This is a genomic window from Alteromonas sp. 4NH20-0104 (genome assembly GCF_057547795.1).
The window spans coordinates 48,316-64,708 of record NZ_BAAJLP010000021.1 but is presented as its reverse complement, the minus strand read 5'-3'; the positions used below and the strand labels follow the sequence as shown (position 1 = coordinate 64,708).

Annotated in this window: 17 protein-coding genes; 6 read left to right on the top strand and 11 right to left on the bottom strand. The window is 51.4% G+C overall.

The features are described from left to right. Positions 1 to 28 precede the first annotated feature (28 nt). Positions 29 to 1,159, top strand: a complete 1,131-nt coding sequence (locus AC27IB_RS15350) for a MalY/PatB family protein (protein WP_487121995.1) — start codon at positions 29 to 31, stop codon at positions 1,157 to 1,159. A 54-nt stretch (positions 1,160 to 1,213) separates the two neighbouring features. Here the strand turns inward: AC27IB_RS15350 and AC27IB_RS15345 are convergent, their stop codons facing one another. Continuing rightward, on the bottom strand, positions 1,214 to 2,398 hold the full coding sequence (locus AC27IB_RS15345) for an Nramp family divalent metal transporter (RefSeq protein WP_487121993.1): 1,185 nt from the start codon (positions 2,396 to 2,398) through the stop codon (positions 1,214 to 1,216). 136 nt (positions 2,399 to 2,534) lie between these two features. Between AC27IB_RS15345 and AC27IB_RS15340 the strand changes: the two genes are divergently transcribed. Continuing rightward, positions 2,535 to 3,158 carry a UPF0149 family protein gene (locus tag AC27IB_RS15340; RefSeq protein ID WP_487121991.1) on the top strand — a complete coding sequence of 208 codons (624 nt, stop codon included), beginning with the start codon at positions 2,535 to 2,537 and terminating at the stop codon, positions 3,156 to 3,158. Positions 3,159 to 3,168: 10 nt separating this feature from the next. Here AC27IB_RS15340 and AC27IB_RS15335 read toward each other — a convergent pair whose 3' ends face one another. The 3 genes from AC27IB_RS15335 to AC27IB_RS15325 all read right to left on the bottom strand — a co-directional run bounded on the left by AC27IB_RS15335 (position 3,169) and on the right by AC27IB_RS15325 (position 5,551). Next, a complete protein-coding gene (locus AC27IB_RS15335) occupies positions 3,169 to 3,357 on the bottom strand; it encodes a hypothetical protein (protein ID WP_296052752.1) in 189 nt (62 codons plus the stop codon). Between the two features lie 74 nt (positions 3,358 to 3,431). Beyond that, positions 3,432 to 3,860, bottom strand: a complete 429-nt coding sequence (locus AC27IB_RS15330; RefSeq protein ID WP_296052750.1) for a CopD family protein — start codon at positions 3,858 to 3,860, stop codon at positions 3,432 to 3,434. A gap of 14 nt (positions 3,861 to 3,874) precedes the next feature. Next, positions 3,875 to 5,551, bottom strand: a complete 1,677-nt coding sequence (locus AC27IB_RS15325; protein ID WP_296052748.1) for a chloride channel protein — start codon at positions 5,549 to 5,551, stop codon at positions 3,875 to 3,877. Positions 5,552 to 5,704: 153 nt separating this feature from the next. On the opposite strand from AC27IB_RS15325, the gene AC27IB_RS15320 reads away from it, so the two are divergent. Further along, complete coding sequence (locus AC27IB_RS15320) at positions 5,705 to 6,427, top strand: DUF6776 family protein (RefSeq protein ID WP_296052745.1); 723 nt, start codon at positions 5,705 to 5,707, stop codon at positions 6,425 to 6,427. A gap of 48 nt (positions 6,428 to 6,475) precedes the next feature. Here AC27IB_RS15320 and AC27IB_RS15315 read toward each other — a convergent pair whose 3' ends face one another. The 3 genes from AC27IB_RS15315 to AC27IB_RS15305 all read right to left on the bottom strand — a co-directional run bounded on the left by AC27IB_RS15315 (position 6,476) and on the right by AC27IB_RS15305 (position 9,421). Then, entirely contained in the window at positions 6,476 to 8,011 is a 1,536-nt protein-coding gene (locus AC27IB_RS15315; RefSeq protein ID WP_487121987.1) for a PH domain-containing protein, read from the bottom strand. A 2-nt stretch (positions 8,012 to 8,013) separates the two neighbouring features. Then, positions 8,014 to 8,553 (bottom strand): PH domain-containing protein, encoded by a 540-nt coding sequence (locus AC27IB_RS15310; RefSeq protein ID WP_296052741.1) that lies wholly within the window; start codon positions 8,551 to 8,553, stop codon positions 8,014 to 8,016. Between the two features lie 88 nt (positions 8,554 to 8,641). Further along, on the bottom strand, positions 8,642 to 9,421 hold the full coding sequence (locus AC27IB_RS15305) for a phytanoyl-CoA dioxygenase family protein (protein WP_296052739.1): 780 nt from the start codon (positions 9,419 to 9,421) through the stop codon (positions 8,642 to 8,644). 279 nt (positions 9,422 to 9,700) lie between these two features. Here AC27IB_RS15305 and erpA point away from each other — a divergent pair, with 279 nt between their 5' ends. Both erpA and AC27IB_RS15295 read left to right on the top strand, forming a co-directional pair. Further along, positions 9,701 to 10,045: an iron-sulfur cluster insertion protein ErpA gene (gene erpA / locus AC27IB_RS15300; protein WP_105936467.1), complete on the top strand. Its 345-nt coding sequence runs from the start codon at positions 9,701 to 9,703 to the stop codon at positions 10,043 to 10,045. Positions 10,046 to 10,104: 59 nt separating this feature from the next. Then, positions 10,105 to 10,677: a glutathione S-transferase family protein gene (locus tag AC27IB_RS15295; protein WP_296052737.1), complete on the top strand. Its 573-nt coding sequence runs from the start codon at positions 10,105 to 10,107 to the stop codon at positions 10,675 to 10,677. On the opposite strand, the gene AC27IB_RS15290 is transcribed toward AC27IB_RS15295, so the two are convergent. Continuing rightward, positions 10,674 to 11,636 (bottom strand): D-2-hydroxyacid dehydrogenase, encoded by a 963-nt coding sequence (locus AC27IB_RS15290; RefSeq protein ID WP_296052735.1) that lies wholly within the window; start codon positions 11,634 to 11,636, stop codon positions 10,674 to 10,676. The two genes, AC27IB_RS15295 and AC27IB_RS15290, sit on opposite strands and share 4 nt — an antisense overlap. A 102-nt stretch (positions 11,637 to 11,738) precedes the next feature. On the opposite strand from AC27IB_RS15290, the gene AC27IB_RS15285 reads away from it, so the two are divergent. Further along, positions 11,739 to 13,520, top strand: a complete 1,782-nt coding sequence (locus AC27IB_RS15285; RefSeq protein ID WP_487121983.1) for a trans-sulfuration enzyme family protein — start codon at positions 11,739 to 11,741, stop codon at positions 13,518 to 13,520. Between the two features lie 49 nt (positions 13,521 to 13,569). On the opposite strand, the gene AC27IB_RS15280 is transcribed toward AC27IB_RS15285, so the two are convergent. The 3 genes from AC27IB_RS15280 to AC27IB_RS15270 form a co-directional block, all read right to left on the bottom strand. After that, the gene (locus AC27IB_RS15280; RefSeq protein ID WP_487121981.1) at positions 13,570 to 14,694 is read right to left on the bottom strand and encodes an alkene reductase; all 1,125 of its coding nucleotides are present in this window, start codon (positions 14,692 to 14,694) and stop codon (positions 13,570 to 13,572) included. 76 nt (positions 14,695 to 14,770) lie between these two features. After that, positions 14,771 to 15,235: an Lrp/AsnC family transcriptional regulator gene (locus tag AC27IB_RS15275; RefSeq protein ID WP_296044160.1), complete on the bottom strand. Its 465-nt coding sequence runs from the start codon at positions 15,233 to 15,235 to the stop codon at positions 14,771 to 14,773. A 29-nt stretch (positions 15,236 to 15,264) separates the two neighbouring features. Then, the gene (locus tag AC27IB_RS15270; RefSeq protein WP_487121979.1) at positions 15,265 to 16,392 is read right to left on the bottom strand and encodes an anhydro-N-acetylmuramic acid kinase; all 1,128 of its coding nucleotides are present in this window, start codon (positions 16,390 to 16,392) and stop codon (positions 15,265 to 15,267) included. Position 16,393 lies beyond the last annotated feature (1 nt).

Genomic DNA, 16,393 nt, shown 5'->3' with positions numbered 1-16,393 from the left:
GCTTCCTCCGAATAAAAAGGTAGTTACATTGAGTCAATTTGATAATACTCCCGATCGTCGCGACTTCTGGTCTTTCAAATGGCAAAAATACGCGGGACAGGACGTTATCCCTTGCTGGGTAGCCGATACTGAATTTCGCTGTGCGCCGCCAATTTTAGAGGCCATTCAAAAGCAAACTGAATATGGCAATTTAGGCTATTCTCTGCCGGCCCAGCATGAGCCGGCCAATCAGGCCGTGGTGCGCTGGCTTAAAGACAAGCATGACTGGGCCATCGAAGCCGATTGGATCGTCTGGACACCCGGCGTGGTACCCGCCTTTAATGTTGCCATAAAAGCCTATTGCGAGCCGGGCGATAAGGTGTTGATACAAACACCTAATTATCCGCCATTACTGGCAGCGCCGGGATTGAATAACACACAGCGTATAGACATTCCGACTAAATTGGCCCGTGGGCGCTGGACCATCGACTTAACAGCGTTGGAACAGCAGGCGGCCGACCCGTTATGTAAACTGATGATTTTATGTAACCCGATGAACCCGGTGGGCTCAGTAATGACGGCCGAAGAAATCGACGCTATTGCAGATATCTGTCTTCGCCATGGGGTAGCACTGTGTTCCGATGAAATCCACTGCGACCTGATTCTAGAAGAGGGTGTAAAGCACATTCCTGCCGGGCGGGTAGAACAGTTAGCTAACCGCAGCGTGACTTTAATGGCGGCGAGCAAAACTTTCAATGTGGCCGGTTTAGGTACCTCGTTTGCCATCATTCCTGATGCGTCGTTGCGCCGTAAATTTACCCAGAGCGCAGCGGGCATAGTGCCCTGGGCAAATGTCATGGGCCTGGTAGCTACCGAAGCCGCATTTACCCGGTGTGATGACTGGCTGGCAGAACAGATTACCTATTTACGTGGCAACCGGGATTATCTGGTTGAGCGCATCAATGCTATCGAGGGGCTTGAAGTCGTCTCGTCAGAGGCCACTTTCCTGGCCTGGATTGATGCAACCGGCCTGGGCGTTGAGGACGTGCTTAAGTGGTGTGAAAGCAAAGGCGTAGGCCCGTCTCCTGGCCGGGATTTTGGTGCGCCGGGCTTCTTCCGGATTAACTTTGGTTGCAGCCGCGCCATGCTGAAAGACATTCTTGACCGACTAAGCCACTAATTTTCGGCAGTCAGGTCTGTTCGGCGGGGCCCGAAATTATCCGGGCCCTGTTATCTACACAAACTTTTGCCAGCTTAGCCAGCCTATCAGCCCGACCACCGCCAGTCCGGCGAGATTTGCGCTCCAGTGATTTTTCAGCGAGCCGAGTCGTGCGTGTCGATTCATCATATATAACAGCAACAAGGCAATAACCGGTAATAACAAACCATTCGCTGCCTGGGCAAACATAATCGCCATCAGTGGTTTGGTACCGCTTAACGTAAACCCCACACCAATAACAATAATGCTGAGCCATACGGCCCTGAACCAGGTACTGCGCATATCGGATGATTTATTTAAGGCACCGGTTACCGCGTATGCAGCCGCAAGGGGGGCCGTTATCGCACTGGTTAAGCCTGCTGCAAACATGCCTAAGGCAAAAAACAGCTCGGCAAAATCCCCCAGCAGCGGCGCCAGCTGTTTGGCCAGGTTGCCCGCATCGAGGGCTTCTGACTGGCCATAAAAAGCCTGCATGGCAGTGGCCATTATGAACAGGGTGATCAGTCCACCAACGCCAATGGCCAGGGCCGACTGACGGCGATAAAACCCGGCCGGTTGCGCCCCTTCCTGTTCACTCTGAGCGATAAGACTGGCGTGCAGAAACAGGTTATAGGGCACAATGGTGGTGCCGATAAGTGCCAGTATTGTGGTGATGCTGTCCATGGAGGCTACCGGCGAAAGCAGTTGTCCGGCCATGGCTCCCCAGTCTGGTTCACTGACTGCAAAGGTCACCACAAACACCATCGCCATAATGGCCACCAGCATGACCAGCACGGATTCTATTAACTTGTAGTGCCCGCCCCATAGCAACGCGATAGCTAATCCGCCCAGCAGGCAGCTCCAGGCCGGAATGCCGATGCCGGCAATACTGTTGAGGCCGATTGCGGCGCCGGTAAGGTTGCCGGATTCATAGGCGGCATTACCCACCCCAATGGCGCCGACAACCAATAATGACAGCAGCAGACGTACCGCGGGGTTGTTGATATGGCTGCGCAAGGCTTCACTCATACCTGAGCGCGTGGCATAGCCGAGCCTGACGGCCATGTCCTGCAAAATGATGGTGGCGAGCACTGAGAACAGCAGTGCCCAGACCAGATGAAACCCAAAGTTCGCACCGGCCAGGCTGGCTGTTGATACGGTGCCTGGTCCAATAAAGGCGGCGGCGATGATAAACCCTGACTTGGTTCGGCGTTGCGACATGTTACACTCTTCTTATTATTGGATTTATGGGATAGTGATGCCGATCGGTAACTTTGTTTGCACCGTGATCGCCAGTCACTTTATTACAGCATGAGTCACTACAGATTAACAACACTTAGCCAATCAGGAGCCTGCTATGAGCACTAACCAGACCGACTATGAAAAACTGGCTATGGTGGCGGTATTACCTGAACAGGCTTATTTGCAAGGATTAATCTTCGGTGTTGCGGCGTGCCCTGAAATCCCTATGCCGGAGCAGTGGATGCCCTGGGTCATCAGGGCAAACGCCAATACGGCCATCAGTAAGCCGCAGGCTGATGAGTTGGCGGATTACCTGATGGGACAGTTAAGGGATACGCTGGACACGATGCGTAAGGATAAACCGTTGTTACCGGCAGGCTATGAGTGGCAGGGTAAAGCGCATCAGCAGAGCGATTTGAAGCGGTGGCTGAGTGGTCTGTTAACGGCGCATCAACAGTTGGAAAAACAATGGCAGCAAGCCTGGCAAATGGGCGAGCAGACTCTGGACCTGCCTGCGTTGTCAGCCCGGCTTAACCGGTGCTTAAAATTGTTCTCCACGCTGGCCGATCCGGCGTTAAGGTTACAGCAGACACCGGCGGCAAAACGCCAGGAACTTGAAGACGGACTGCCTCGTCTGGCGGCCAGTTTACCCGCTATGTTGAAAGAATATGTCGAAATTAGCGGAGCACTGGTGCAGGGATTGCCCAATCAGTTTGAAGTGGTGCCGAAAACGTCTTAGCAGAAGAAAACTAGCGGGTTTTTTGACTGTTACGAAACTGCAGCTGCTCGCGAAACTTCACCACATAACGATCCAGTTCAATTTTGGCCTCATCGTAGGCTGACTGTCGTTCTAAGGACGCCGGTTCATCCAACAGCGCCCGAAAGGCGATGTCGGTCTTATGCAGCAGTTCCTTCAGTAGCTGGTTATTTACGTCCATTTAAGCGGGTCCTTTAAAACACCACGACGTCCATCCGGGTGTATGGGTTAACAGGGCTTTATTCAGGCTCAGCCCTAAATAAATTTTACCACTGCCAGTAATACCACGGCGAGTAAAATCAGTACAGGTGCTTCATTTAAAATACGGAAATATCGCGACGAATGCGTGATGTTATCGGCTGCAAATTGTTTAACCAGTGACCAAAGGTAAAAGTGATAACCATAAAGTACCGCTACCAGTACCACTTTAATATGCAACCAGGTAGATGCCGCAAACCACGCGTAACCATAAGTGTAGATGAGAGCCAGGCCAAATACCAAGGTGAGCAGGGCAAAGGGAGTCACAAACAGCCATAACCGACGTTCCATTACTTTGAACTGATCGCGGACGGCCTGTTGATCAGTTTCGGCATGATAGACAAACAGTCTGGGTAAATAAAAAATACCGGCGAACCAGGCGACCATAAAAAAAATGTGCAGGGCTTTGAGCCACAATATTGTCATAATGATTTCTCTTATCAGAACTGAGCGCGCTGCAAGAAACTTTGCAAGCGGTTCCAGGTAATGACGCCGGTTAGCCTGGCCGGATCGTCCTCAAAAATATAGACCGCACCAGAACGGGTACTTTTTAATAATTCATACACTTCTGCGAGGGTGGCCTGGGCCGACACGCGCTGCATTTTTTGATAGCTAATCGGATGCGCGTGGCGATCCAGACTGACATCATAGTGGACCCAGGAATACTGAATATCCTGCTCGAAGCGGTTCTGCTGAATTACGGTCTGTGTCGGGTTGTCAGACAGCACTTTTTCCAACGCCGACTCCGGCGCATCGTAGAAGAGTTTAAAATCTGTTTCCATGGCTGCCAGTACGCCAGTTTTTTCCAGCGCCTCACGAATGGAGGTGATCGCATAAGGCAACTTCTGAAAATCCAGTTGCTGGATAAAAATGGAACGGTTGCCTAAAAACTGTGTAGCCGTAACGTAGGCCGGCACAATGACCAGAATGGCCGGTAAGATGACCTCTGGCCGATAGGACAGTTCCATGACCGCAGATAAGGCGGCAAGAGGGGCGTGCAGAACCGCAGTCAGCATACCGGCAATGCCTAACAATGCAAAACTCGAGGTGAAGTCATCAAGCGGTAACCAGTGGGCAATTGGCAACAACAACACCGCGCCCGACAGCATACCCAGCACCATCACCGGGCCGATAATGCCGCCGGGGATCCCCAGACCAATGGCGAAAGTGGCCAGCAGGAATTTCATCAGCAGAATTTCAAGCAGGATGAGCGCCGTGGGATGACTGGAAAACAACGCATTGACATCTTCGAAGCTGGCGCCGAGTGCTTCGGGTAATAAGGCGCCGCCGATAGCGGTCAGTAACCCGGCCAGCAATAAGCGCCATACCATGGAGACTTTGCGAAACATGCGCATCACTGACATCAGTAACTGGTTAAACAGAGTGGCCAGTACGCCCAGTAAGCAACCAAAGACAATCAGGTAAAGATACAGCCACTGACTAAAAGAAGAAAAGGAAAAATAGGCCAGCTCGTTTCCTTCGCCAAAAACGATCCGGGTAATCACCGAGCCACAGGCTGCGGCCAGCATCACCGGTACAAATACGTGGATTTTATATTCCCGTAATACCACTTCCATAACAAAAATGACGGCGGCAAAAGGGGTATTGAATGAAGCAGAAATGCCCGCGGCAATACCGCATCCAGCCAGTGTTCGAATACTATTTTGCGGGAGCTTTAACGCCTGGCCAAACAAGCTGCTGCCGGCAGCCCCAAGATGCACTGACGGCCCCTCACGGCCAACGACAAAGCCTCCGGCCAGAGCCAGCATTCCACCAAAAAACTGATTGACCGTTGTGCGCCACGGGATATGGCCGTAATGTTGTTTTACGCGGTGAATAACAAAGGGTATCCCCAGCCGGTAGTGTTTAAAGCCGGTAAGGAAGGCTATCAGCAGGATGAGTATCACGGCGGTTACCGGCATCACAACCCACACCCATTTAGCATTGAGGCCAAAGTTTTGCAGCAGGCTCACGCCTGAGGATTGTAACCAGTCTATTCCGAGGCGAAATAGCACAATTAGCAAAGCCGATGTGACGCCAGCAATGATCCCAAGCAAACATACCTGAACGGAAGTGCGGGGGTGGGCCAGTTCTTGTCGCAGTGCGCGCAATTGCATAAAAAAGGATTACGGATAAGGAATAGGCAAATAGTATCACAAGTAGTTGGTTTGCAAAGTATTGGCCTGTCAATGGCGGGGATAAACCGAGGAATATTTGAATAATTGCGGTAAAACGGGCACAGTTCGGTTTTTAGTTTCATTGATGTTGCCATGCACTTATCTGAAATCCCTCAGAAACTGGGCCAGACCCGCACTATATTGTTGTTAGGCGCAAGCTTACTGGCAATGCTGGTGTTCGGCATGTTTCTCGCCAACGCAGAGCGTGGTCAGTTAGTCGATGAAACCCGGCAACTGCATCATTCGGTCACCAACCTGCAAACCGAGAACGAGCAGCTTCAGACCCTGGCGAACCAGTTGGATGTGAAACTGGAACTGGCCGAAATGCGCGCAGAGCAACTTAAACAGGAAGTCGTGCGGTTAGAGGACGAAATATTTAACCTGCAAAAAGACAAAGCCTTTTACCAGCACGTAGTGGCGCCGGAAACCACACAGGACGGATTTTTTATCGATGGACTGGAGCTCTTTCCCACCGCCGTTGACGGATACTACAAAGCGACCATGGTATTGCTCCAGCAACGTGCAGTAAGCGCTATCGTTCGTGGTGAGTTAAAAGTGGCTGTAACCGGTATCCTGGAGGGTAAACACCGGATCCTGACAGCGGATAACGATGACATATTGCCGGAAGGCAATGTGGCTTATGGTTTTAAATACTTCCAGCCAGTGACGTTGTACCTTCAGCTGCCAGCGAATTTTGTGCCGGAAAGTCTCGAATTTACCACTGTGGTTTATCAGTATAAACGACGCAGAGGCGACTATCAGCGCAGCTATAGCTGGCAGGATATTCTGGTGGCCGGCGACCAAAGCAGTCGCTAGCATCTTTTTCTGACGGTGCTGTGATACCCATTTGTATTCTGGCGGGGACTACATCCAGCCAGGTTTTTTCACTTCCACTTCATATAGCACCCGCTCAACCAGAGGGGCGGCGAACTGAGTGGCCACAAAAGGCACACTCACTTTACCACTGGCCAGTACAAAGCCCAGCGTACTGAGCTGACGACGGCGCATAAACACACTTTGCTTTACAATAACCTGCTGCACTTTCGCTAGCGGGAAACACCAGTAATCAATACCGATAATGCCTTTGCGAACATAAATGTAGTTGTCATCGCTGGCAATGCCCAGACGCTTCCAGTGCAGGTAAGTCAGCGTCACCGTAATGGTTAAAATCATCAGTGCCGGCAATGCGCCTGCAGCGCCGAGTGCAGCAAAACAGACAAAACTTGTCAGGCCGTTAAGGGGCAGTATCCATAGCAATAGCTGTCGCCACAAGTAGCGAATATGAATGGCCGTAAAGTCCATATGTCGGGCCCGCTGAGCGGCAAATACATTGCTGGTGAGTTCATCCGACTCTGCCACCGTTACCGAAGGCACCAGCAGTTTGTGGGTGGCTTTGAGTTCATTGGGGTTGGCGCGACCGGTGACATTTTGCTCAAAGTAAAGATTCACACGGCCCAATACCCGGTCAAGCCAGTCCTGTTGCTGCCGAGCGATTTGTACCCGGGAGCGTTTCATACTGATTTCCTGACGGTTGAGTAACCCACTGCGGCGTATGTATTTCTCTCCCTGCCGGGTGAGGCGATAGCCGTAGAACATCAACACACTGCCCCCAATGGAAAACAAAGCCATTAAAATAAGCAGCACAATGGCCACCAGCACGCTCATAACGCCTACGTACCATAAGGTTACCACCTGCTCGCCAAACCAGGCTTCAACCTGTGGGCGCAGAACATTCATCTGGCGAAAAATAAAGCCTGAAATTTGTTCATAAAAAGGCGCCAGCGAGCCCAGCACAATCCACACCCGGTTATTGGTAATACCGTGCAAAATAAGGTCGCGTATGGAACGTTCGTTGAGTAACTGAGCATCGGATTCGTCAGGCTCTGTTGAGTCCGCCTCAGCGCCCGCTGATTGCTGGCGATGAGCCTGCATTACGGTACTTTTGACCAATTGCGCATAGTCACTGGTCACCCCGGCAAAGCGCGCTTCCTGTTTTGCGGAGCCGGCAGTATCCAGGGTTACAATGACCAGATCATTAAACCGAAAATAGAATGGCTGGTCGAACTTAACGTTTTGGATCCGCTCATAGGGCAGGTCGGTAAAGGTTCTGTCCAGCACGCCGGAACGGATCGCGATGCCTTTGTCCGACACGGTAAACTGAAAGAAATAGAATTTCAGCACCGACGATACCACCCAGCCGGCACCAACAGCCAGCAACAGCAGGGGAAAGTACTCTGAATTAATCAGCTTGTGGCCGCCGACCACATAAGCCGGAACGACATAGATGGCTATGCTGACCGACTGCTTTAACTGCATAAACAAAAAATGCAAAACAGACCAGGGTGACAGGCGTTGCCAGCGGGCCTGGGTTGTTGGCAGGGATTGTGTTGAAGAGGTCACTGTTAATCCCGGGTAAGGTCTGAGTGGTTTAACACAAACTGGCGCATTTTCTCGGCGATATCGTGGGGCAGCCCCGGTATTGCCAAAGTATGATCGCTGCCCCCGGCGGAATAGACCTTGAGGGTTGCCAGATCCGCGAAACGCTCCAGCGGCCCCCGTTGAATATCGATATGCTGGATCCGTAACATCGGCTGACAGATGACTTTTTTGAATATCAGCCCTTTGTACAGCACGATATCCTGCTCTCTGAGTGTATAGAAAATCAGCCTGTCAGCGAAAAAATGGTAAGTAAAAATCAGGCCGCCAAGCAGCGCAGTAATAATGGCGGCTACGCCGATGGAATATTCCAGTTCTACCGGCAGGGAAAACCAGGGCTGGTACGTCACAATCACCAGTACCAGAAATACCAACAGTGAAAAGCCTACCGTCACGGCCAGGTTAAGAGTCCGGTAACGGGCTGCAATCGGCTCGGTGGGAAGTTCGCCCAAACATGGCAGTTGTTGAGAATACAACGGATGGTTTGTTACTGGCAGATGTTCCATTTCGGTAGCTACATTTTTAATCGACTTTATCTTGGCTTTACTATACCACCGTGGGGAACCGGTTAAATAAGCAAGCCGGTATAAATTGTTACGGAGTTTGTCTTTGCGAAAGTCGGCTGGCGGCAAACGGGGCCGGGAAGTCCAGTTGGCTGAGAAGGGCGTCATCGGGTAAACATTTTGCTTCCACATGTTGCAGTAGGTCCTGACGCACCTCACAAAACAGCACATCCAGCGCGAAACGATTATTACCGTATAAGCCGCGATGCATCATGGCGGCATCGAATACCAGTAAATCACCGGCGTTTAATGCTATTACCTGCCCACGGGATAAGTCCTGATGCGACTCGCGGCCGTTACGAGCCAGCCTGACGTCGAGTTCTTCCGGGCTATCCCAGTATTTGTGAGAACCTTCAATAAGTTCAATACCGGGCTCATCATAAAGCGCTAGCCGGTAATGAAGAACGCGGGTAGAGCCCAACAGTGCCTGCTCTTCTGCCGGGGAATAAAGGTACTGGGTATCCCGGTGCCAGTAATTTTTTTGCTGTGGGTTAGCCGGGTCAAAAAATAGCTGCGTGTTCATAAAGGCTCCGCCATCCGGCAACAAGGGGTAAACTGCGGTCGCCATTTTTGCTGAGCCGATAATGGCGAACATGTTGTGCCTGTCCTCAGCAGGCATGCGATCAACATGGGTCAGATATGCCGAGTTAATGGCGCGCTGTCGATAAAAGTTCTGATTTTCGATGAGCCACTGCTGGTGAAAGCGGGCCGTTATCTGCCTAAGCTGTACCAGCTCGTGCTGGTCAAGAAAAGCCGGTAGATGAACAAAGCCACTTTGCTCGTAGCGGGCTGTAACCTCTGCAAACGCCAATGCGCTAAACTCCTTTTTGCTGGTTAATCAAATACCACCGGGGGCTGACACCGGGAGAAACAAGCTGCCAACAGGGCAGGCCGTCACTATCTTCTTAAGGCTAACCCGTTCAATTTAGACACAAACGCGCCGACAGTAAACCCAGGCCAACAGAACAAAACCGCCAGAACGGGTCAAAGGCAGCGAGAACACGGTGGACAATAGTTGATGTATTTACTCAGGTATTAGATAATAGCGCTATTGATTGCCGAGTGTTATCGGCCCAGGATTGAGGTGAGTATGTCGGTAGAAATGGCGTTACCAATTGATTTTTCAGACGCGGCAGCCTTAAAGGTTCGCGAGCTGGTGGAAGAAGAAGAAAATCCGAATCTGAAGCTGCGGGTCTATGTTACGGGTGGCGGTTGTTCGGGATTCCAGTACGGCTTTACTTTTGACGAAAAGGTCAATGAAGGCGATATGGCTATCGAAAAGAACGAAGTGACGTTAGTTGTCGATCCTATGAGTTTGCAATACCTGGTGGGCGGCACCGTTGACTACGTTGACGGACTGGAGGGATCGCGGTTTCTGGTCAATAATCCCAATGCCACAACAACCTGTGGCTGCGGCGCAAGTTTCAGCGTTTAATCATTATTAAAAGAGCAGCCTCCGGGCTGCTTTTTACATTTAAAGACAGGGAAAATGTAATGAAGCTCTATGGCTCCACCACGTCACCTTATGTACGACGCATTCGCTTGTTCTTTGCGGATAAAGACATTGAGTTTATCAATATGGATATCTTTGCAGGGCCCGGGCGGGAGCTGTTAAGAGCCAAGAACCCGGCATTGAAAGTGCCGATGCTGGAAGATGGCGAACTTATTATCTATGACTCCCGGGTGGTGTTTCGCTATTTAAGTGAAAAATTTACCCTCACGCCCCTTAGCTGGCCGGAAGAAAACCGCCTGACTCTGATTGATGCCGCTAACGATACCTTTGTTCAACTGATGATGCTCAAGCGTTCAGATATTGCCAATCAGCCGGACAAACTGTTTTTTAAACTCAATAACGAACGTATTGAAACCCTGCTGACAACGCTCAATGCTGAAGTGGCAGCCGGCCATTTTTCACAATGGGATTATCCGGCCATTTGTTTATTCTGTCTGATTGACTGGGTAACCTTCAGAGCGTTAACCCGGTTTGAATCTTATCCGGCGTTACTGGCCTTCTGGCAACAACAGCAGACACAGGTCGATATCGCGAAGACCGATCCAAGAGTTTAATAGCCTTTGTCGAAGTCGAAGGCATAAATGAGCGGGGTATTTTCCAGAAAGTGGATTAAATTCCCCTTAAAAATAATCGCGACGTCCTGCTCTCTGGATATCGCTGCCGTATGTTGGGTCACGTAGGCGTTGGGCAGCGTCCAGTAGGGGTGATCATCCGCTAACGGCTCATCAACAAACACATCAAGTACGGCAGCACGAATCTGCCGTGAGGACAGGGCAGCAACCAAGGCTGCATCATCTACCACAACGCCTCTTCCTGCGTTAATCAGTACTCCGTGTTCGGGCATTGCCGACAGAAATTCGGCATCAATGAAGTTGCCCGTAGCAGGCGTATCAGGTAACAGGCTCAGTACAAAATCGCAGGCACTGGCAAATGCCAGCTTATGGTCGGGGGTAAACATTTGTTTATAGTCGGCTGTCGCGCTGCCACTGCGATTGAGCCCTACCACGCGCATATCAAACACCCTTGCTACATCTACCAGGCTGGCAGCAATATCACCTGCACCGGCAATCCCTAGTGTCTTGCCGGCCAGCGCGTCAAAGCCTGGAGGCTGCCATTTATTTTGGGCGACTTTAGCGGCCTGATTAAAGCCTTCGATATTGCGCGCGAAATACAATAAGTAAGAGAACACATACTCGCGCATTTGCTGATCGAAAATGCCTTTAACGCCGGTGAGCTGATAATCCCGTTTACCGGCTCTGAGCAGCGGCGCATTGCCGGCAAAGGTCGATTGCAGCCAGCGCAACTGAGTGCACTGGTTAATCACCCGGGCTAATAAGTCAGGATCCCCCAAAGCCAGCTGTACCTGGTGGCAATCAAACTGGTCTGGTTGGTCGGTGGCAACAGACAAACTGACATTGTCTGGCAGCAGGGGCGCAAGGAGCTCAGAGTAAACCTGGTAATCCCTGCTTAAGATACTGAATTGCCAGGTGGCTGGTGGGGTAGATGTAGACATAAGTAAAGAAAAGTTTCCTGTTTGTGATTTTTATGTGAATTAAATTCCTTAATTTTGTTTCAAATCCGAATTATATTCAGCTTAAAGCAAAAAGGAACTCATATGAAATCAAACCACTCGTTATCTGTGGATGCCTGTCGTCCACTGTCGCCCCGCCGTCATACCAGCGATGCCGCGTCAGTAGAGCAGCTTGTCCAGGAGCAACTGGAACACTTTGGCATTCAGGCGGATACTGCCTATGGGCAGGCGCTGGCCGATACCGCCTACCACCTTTATGGGGCTCAACATGGCGTCCAGCAACTCTGGCAGGTTACACGAGATACCCTGGAAAGGTTAGATCAAACCGATAAGCTGAGTTATTTCAATGCTAAGAAGTTTTTGTCATTTCAAATTGCCAAGGTATTGGATACGTTACAAAACCCGTTCCGTCAGACCTGGCAGAGCCTGAATAAATCGGCGCCTCAACATTATCCGATCTTCGACAATGTCCCAGCGCTGTTCTCGGCGACACCGGCAGTGGTGAAAACGGCCACTTACGTATACGCCTGTACAGAGTGGATAGAAGATGCTTTTGAAGGCAAAGAATCTACCCATCAAATATACAGCCGCCTGATGAACCCAACCAATATTTCACTGGCTAATGCGATTGTCGATTTGGAAGCCGGAGACCAGGCCGGGTCTTATCTGGCCTGGAATTTCAATTCGGGCATGGCAGCTATCGACGCACTGTTATCTAACGTGTTAAGTCACGGTGATATTCTGATTGTTTCGCGCAATGTGTATGGCGGTGTTTATCAGTTGCTGCATGATTTCTTTGCCCGCGAAAACCGCCTGAACGTTACGCTGGCCTGGTTTGACGGCTATTCGGCGGATGACTTTGCCGAGCATCTTGCTGACGTGCAGCAGCGCTACGCTGATAAACTGGCTGCAGGCGGACGGTTGCACGTGTATATCGAATCGCCCTGTAACCCGCACGGTCTGGTACTGGATGTGCCCGGTATTTGTCAGCTGGCACACGCGCAACAATTACTGGTGATGCTCGATTCTACCCTGGCCACACCGGTGCTGCATAAACCCCTGCAGCATGCAGACAAAAACTGCCGTCCGGACTATGTGGTACACAGCTATACCAAGGATATCTGCGGTACCGGCACCACTACAGCAGGCGTGGTGATTGGCGAAAATCACCGAATGTTCCAACCCAAAGGGACCAGCTGTGAGGGCGTCGACTGGTCACAAACCCTGTTTTGGGATGTGTATTACATTAAAGGGGCATTCCTTGATTCAGAAAAAGCCTTTGATGTACTCACCGGTATGAAAACCCTGACTCAGCGAATGCTCACCAAGGTAATTAATACCCAGGTATTCACCCATTATCTCGACTCCCACCCGCAGATTAAGGTAAACAGTCATGCCTTGAGTCATCACGAAAATGCCGGCCTGCGCGAACAGTTGCATAGTCACGGCTGGCCCTGTGCCTTGTTTACCGCGGAGCTCGACCTGGCGGAATTGGATCGCGTGCAGTTTGCCCGCTTTTTTGACTCTCTGGAGCCGGCTTTTGGTCATCAGATTAGTATCGGTCAGACCAATACGTTAATTTTATGTCCGGCGCTAACCTCGCATTCAGAAATGAGTCGGGAAGAGCAGCGAAAAGCCGGTATTGCGCTCACCACTATGCGAATTGCGATGGGGTGTGACTGCGTGAAATCGCTGATTGCGCATTTTACGCTGGCATTAAAACAGGCCATTGATCCCATTCACCCGGGTTTCAGTGAGGGGTTTATGTCGCCGGCGAGACTGGATGAACTGTACCAGCGTGTAGCGGCAGAAGTGCATGCTCAGTACCATGGCGCACAGCCCGCTCTGGCAGATATGCTGAAATAGCCGCTGTAATAAAAAAAGCGGGGTATCGCCAGATACCCCGTTGGATAAGTTATACCAGCTTTTCAGCCTGCCCGATCCCAGATGTGTCTTCATAGTTGGGGTAATCGCTGTAGCCCTCGCTGCCGCCGCCGTACCAATGACTCGGGTCGTCAAACGGGGCCAGCGGATAGCCTTTGGCAAAACGGACGGGCAGATCGGGATTGGTGATCCAGGGTCTGCCAAAGGCAATCATATCGGCTTCACCACTACTGATATGCTGCTCGGCGGCTGCTTTGTCGTATCCACAGTTACCCATCAGTAGTCCTTTATAAACATGACGGAATTCCTGCAGGGTCATGGCCTCACCGCGTTCGTGGAAGCCAAACGCGAGACCATCCATTACGTGCAAATAGCCAATGCCTAGTTGATTCAGTTTATCGGCAACAAACAGATAGGTTTCTTTGTAGTCATCGGCGCCCATGTCGTTAAACACGCCATTGGGGGATAGCCGTACGCCAACATTTTCGGCCGGCCAGACCTCCAGTACCCCCTGCATAACCTCGGCCAGAAAACGGTAACGATTTTCAAGGCTGCCGCCATAGTCATCATCACGCTGATTACTGCGACTGTCGAGAAACTGATTAATAAGATAGCCGTTAGCGGCATGCACTTCGACCCCATCGAAACCAGCCTCTTTAGCATTAACGGCCGCCTGACGGTAATCTTCTACGGTACGTTTGATGTCGGCAACGGTCATGGCCCGAGGTACTTCAAATGCTTTTTTACCCGCTGGTGTGTAGATGCCGTCGCCATCGTTAATGGCGATTGCAGAAGCGGAAAAAGGTAATTCTCCCTCGTGAAAGTCGCTGTGTGACGCCCGGCCGGTGTGCCACAACTGTAAGATCATCCGGCCGCCAGCGGCATGCACTCTTTCGGTGATGCTTTTCCAGCCCGCCGTCATCTCACGGGTATAAATACCCGGTGCATCCACCCAACCATTTCCCTCTGGCGATATACTGGTTGCTTCACTGATGAGCAGGCCACCAGAGGCCCGTTGTACATAGTAGTCGCCCATAATTTTATTGGGTACTCTGTCCGGGCCGGCTCGGCCCCGGGTGAGTGGGGCGAGTACCATACGATTTTTCAGTGTCTGGCCAGCAAACGTGATCGGGGAAAATAAATGCGGTGCTGTCATTAAGTCTCCTTGCTTAATAGTAAAAACCAGCGCTTGTGCGCGAATGCAATTACTACGCAACAAGAAGGTTTTTAGTTTATTCGAAGTATGGGAGGGAGTTACTGGTCACGTGATCGTAAATAAGGGTGGTTTCCACATGCACTACCTCATCACGGCCTGTAACCTGATTAAAAATAAAGTCGCGCAGGTGCAACGCGTCGGGCACACAGACATGCAGTAAGAAGTCATTTTCTCCGCCCATGTGAAACACGCTGAGGACCTCTTTCTGATCAACCAGCTGCTGCTGAAACTGCGCCACCGTATCACGGCTGTGCGAGGCCAGTCTAACCGCCACCATGGCCTGAATATGACCGCCCAGTAAAGCGAAATTTAACTGACTGCGGGCGCCTAATATAATGCCTTCATTTTGTAAGCGCTTGATCCGCTCCAGGCATGAGGATGGTGCCAGATCAACATGGCTGGCAATGGCTTTATTGGTTATGCACGGGTCTTTAAATACACAGGCCAGTATGGCTATGTCGGTGTCATCGAGTTTACGCATTATCAGTTTTCCTTTGCAAATCAGCCCGATTAATCAGCCAGGGTCAGGCTACCCAGCACCACGGCGCGGGAAGCTCCTGTTACGTTAGGTACATTGCCGGGGACCCGATGGAAATAGGCCCAGGCCAGCCAGGCAAAGGCTACTCCCTCAACCCATTGCGGGTTGAGGGCCAGACTATCCGTGGCCATGACTTTGCAGTGTGGCAGTAACGCTTCCAACTGCGCCATTAACTGGCTGTTAAACGCCCCTCCGCCACACACATAACATTCGCTGATCTGCGCCAGAGCGTTAACCTTATCGGCGATGGTGGACGCGGTTAGCGCAAGCAAGGTAGCCTGAACATCCTCGGCGGCAATAGGGGTATCCAGACTGTGCAAATGATGGCGCAGCCAGACCAGATTAAAGTATTCGCGGCCGGTGCTTTTCGGCCCGGTGCTGACAAAGTAGGGGTCGGCCAGAAGGCTGCTCAGAAGCGCTTCGTGGACGTTGCCACTGGCAGCCCACTGACCATCCCGGTCGAATGGTTGGTTGAGGTGTTGTAAGCACCAGACGTCCATCAGGGCATTGCCGGGACCGGTATCAAAGCCACGAATTGCACTGGCATCAATGCCTTCAAGCACAGTGATATTAGCAAAGCCGCCGATATTGACGATGGCGCGATTTTTTCCGGGTTCAGCAAATCGGGCCGCGTGAAAGGCTGGAACCAGCGGGGCTCCCTGACCGCCGTAGGCGATGTCCTTGCGGCGGAAGTCGGCGACTACGTCGATGCCAGTAAGGGTCGCGATGGTATTGGGATCGCCAATTTGCAGGGTAAAACCATCTTCATTCTGGCTGCCGGGAGGGCCTTCAGGGTAGTGGCGAACAGTCTGTCCGTGAGACCCTATTGCCTGAATATCTGCCGGGGATAAATGGTGCTCAGCCAGTAACTTGTTGACCGCCTCTGCAAACACGCGGCCAACGGCCCGATCGGCCTGGCCCAGATGATTGATTTCATTGGGACTGATAGCACAGAGCTGATGGAGTTGTTCCAGCAGACCGGCAGGATAAGGAACAGATACGGCGGCGATTGGCGCTATTGCAGTGTCGGTAATGTCTGTCAGAATGGCGTCCACACCATCCATACTGGTACCCGACATAACGCCAATATAGTAGGCCATG

What these genes read in the sequence shown, in the direction of transcription:
- AC27IB_RS15345 (WP_487121993.1), bottom strand. Translation starts at nt 2,398, where the DNA reads ATGTCGCAACGCCGAACCAAGTCAGGGTTTATCATCGCCGCCGCCTTT.
- AC27IB_RS15340 (WP_487121991.1), top strand. Translation starts at nt 2,535, where the DNA reads ATGAGCACTAACCAGACCGACTATGAAAAACTGGCTATGGTGGCGGTA.
- AC27IB_RS15335 (WP_296052752.1), bottom strand. Translation starts at nt 3,357, where the DNA reads ATGGACGTAAATAACCAGCTACTGAAGGAACTGCTGCATAAGACCGAC.
- AC27IB_RS15330 (WP_296052750.1), bottom strand. Translation starts at nt 3,860, where the DNA reads ATGACAATATTGTGGCTCAAAGCCCTGCACATTTTTTTTATGGTCGCC.
- AC27IB_RS15325 (WP_296052748.1), bottom strand. Translation starts at nt 5,551, where the DNA reads ATGCAATTGCGCGCACTGCGACAAGAACTGGCCCACCCCCGCACTTCC.
- AC27IB_RS15320 (WP_296052745.1), top strand. Translation starts at nt 5,705, where the DNA reads ATGCACTTATCTGAAATCCCTCAGAAACTGGGCCAGACCCGCACTATA.
- AC27IB_RS15310 (WP_296052741.1), bottom strand. Translation starts at nt 8,553, where the DNA reads ATGGAACATCTGCCAGTAACAAACCATCCGTTGTATTCTCAACAACTG.
- erpA (WP_105936467.1), top strand. Translation starts at nt 9,701, where the DNA reads ATGTCGGTAGAAATGGCGTTACCAATTGATTTTTCAGACGCGGCAGCC.
- AC27IB_RS15295 (WP_296052737.1), top strand. Translation starts at nt 10,105, where the DNA reads ATGAAGCTCTATGGCTCCACCACGTCACCTTATGTACGACGCATTCGC.
- AC27IB_RS15290 (WP_296052735.1), bottom strand. Translation starts at nt 11,636, where the DNA reads ATGTCTACATCTACCCCACCAGCCACCTGGCAATTCAGTATCTTAAGC.
- AC27IB_RS15285 (WP_487121983.1), top strand. Translation starts at nt 11,739, where the DNA reads ATGAAATCAAACCACTCGTTATCTGTGGATGCCTGTCGTCCACTGTCG.
- AC27IB_RS15280 (WP_487121981.1), bottom strand. Translation starts at nt 14,694, where the DNA reads ATGACAGCACCGCATTTATTTTCCCCGATCACGTTTGCTGGCCAGACA.
- AC27IB_RS15275 (WP_296044160.1), bottom strand. Translation starts at nt 15,235, where the DNA reads ATGCGTAAACTCGATGACACCGACATAGCCATACTGGCCTGTGTATTT.
- AC27IB_RS15270 (WP_487121979.1), bottom strand. Translation starts at nt 16,392, where the DNA reads ATGGCCTACTATATTGGCGTTATGTCGGGTACCAGTATGGATGGTGTG.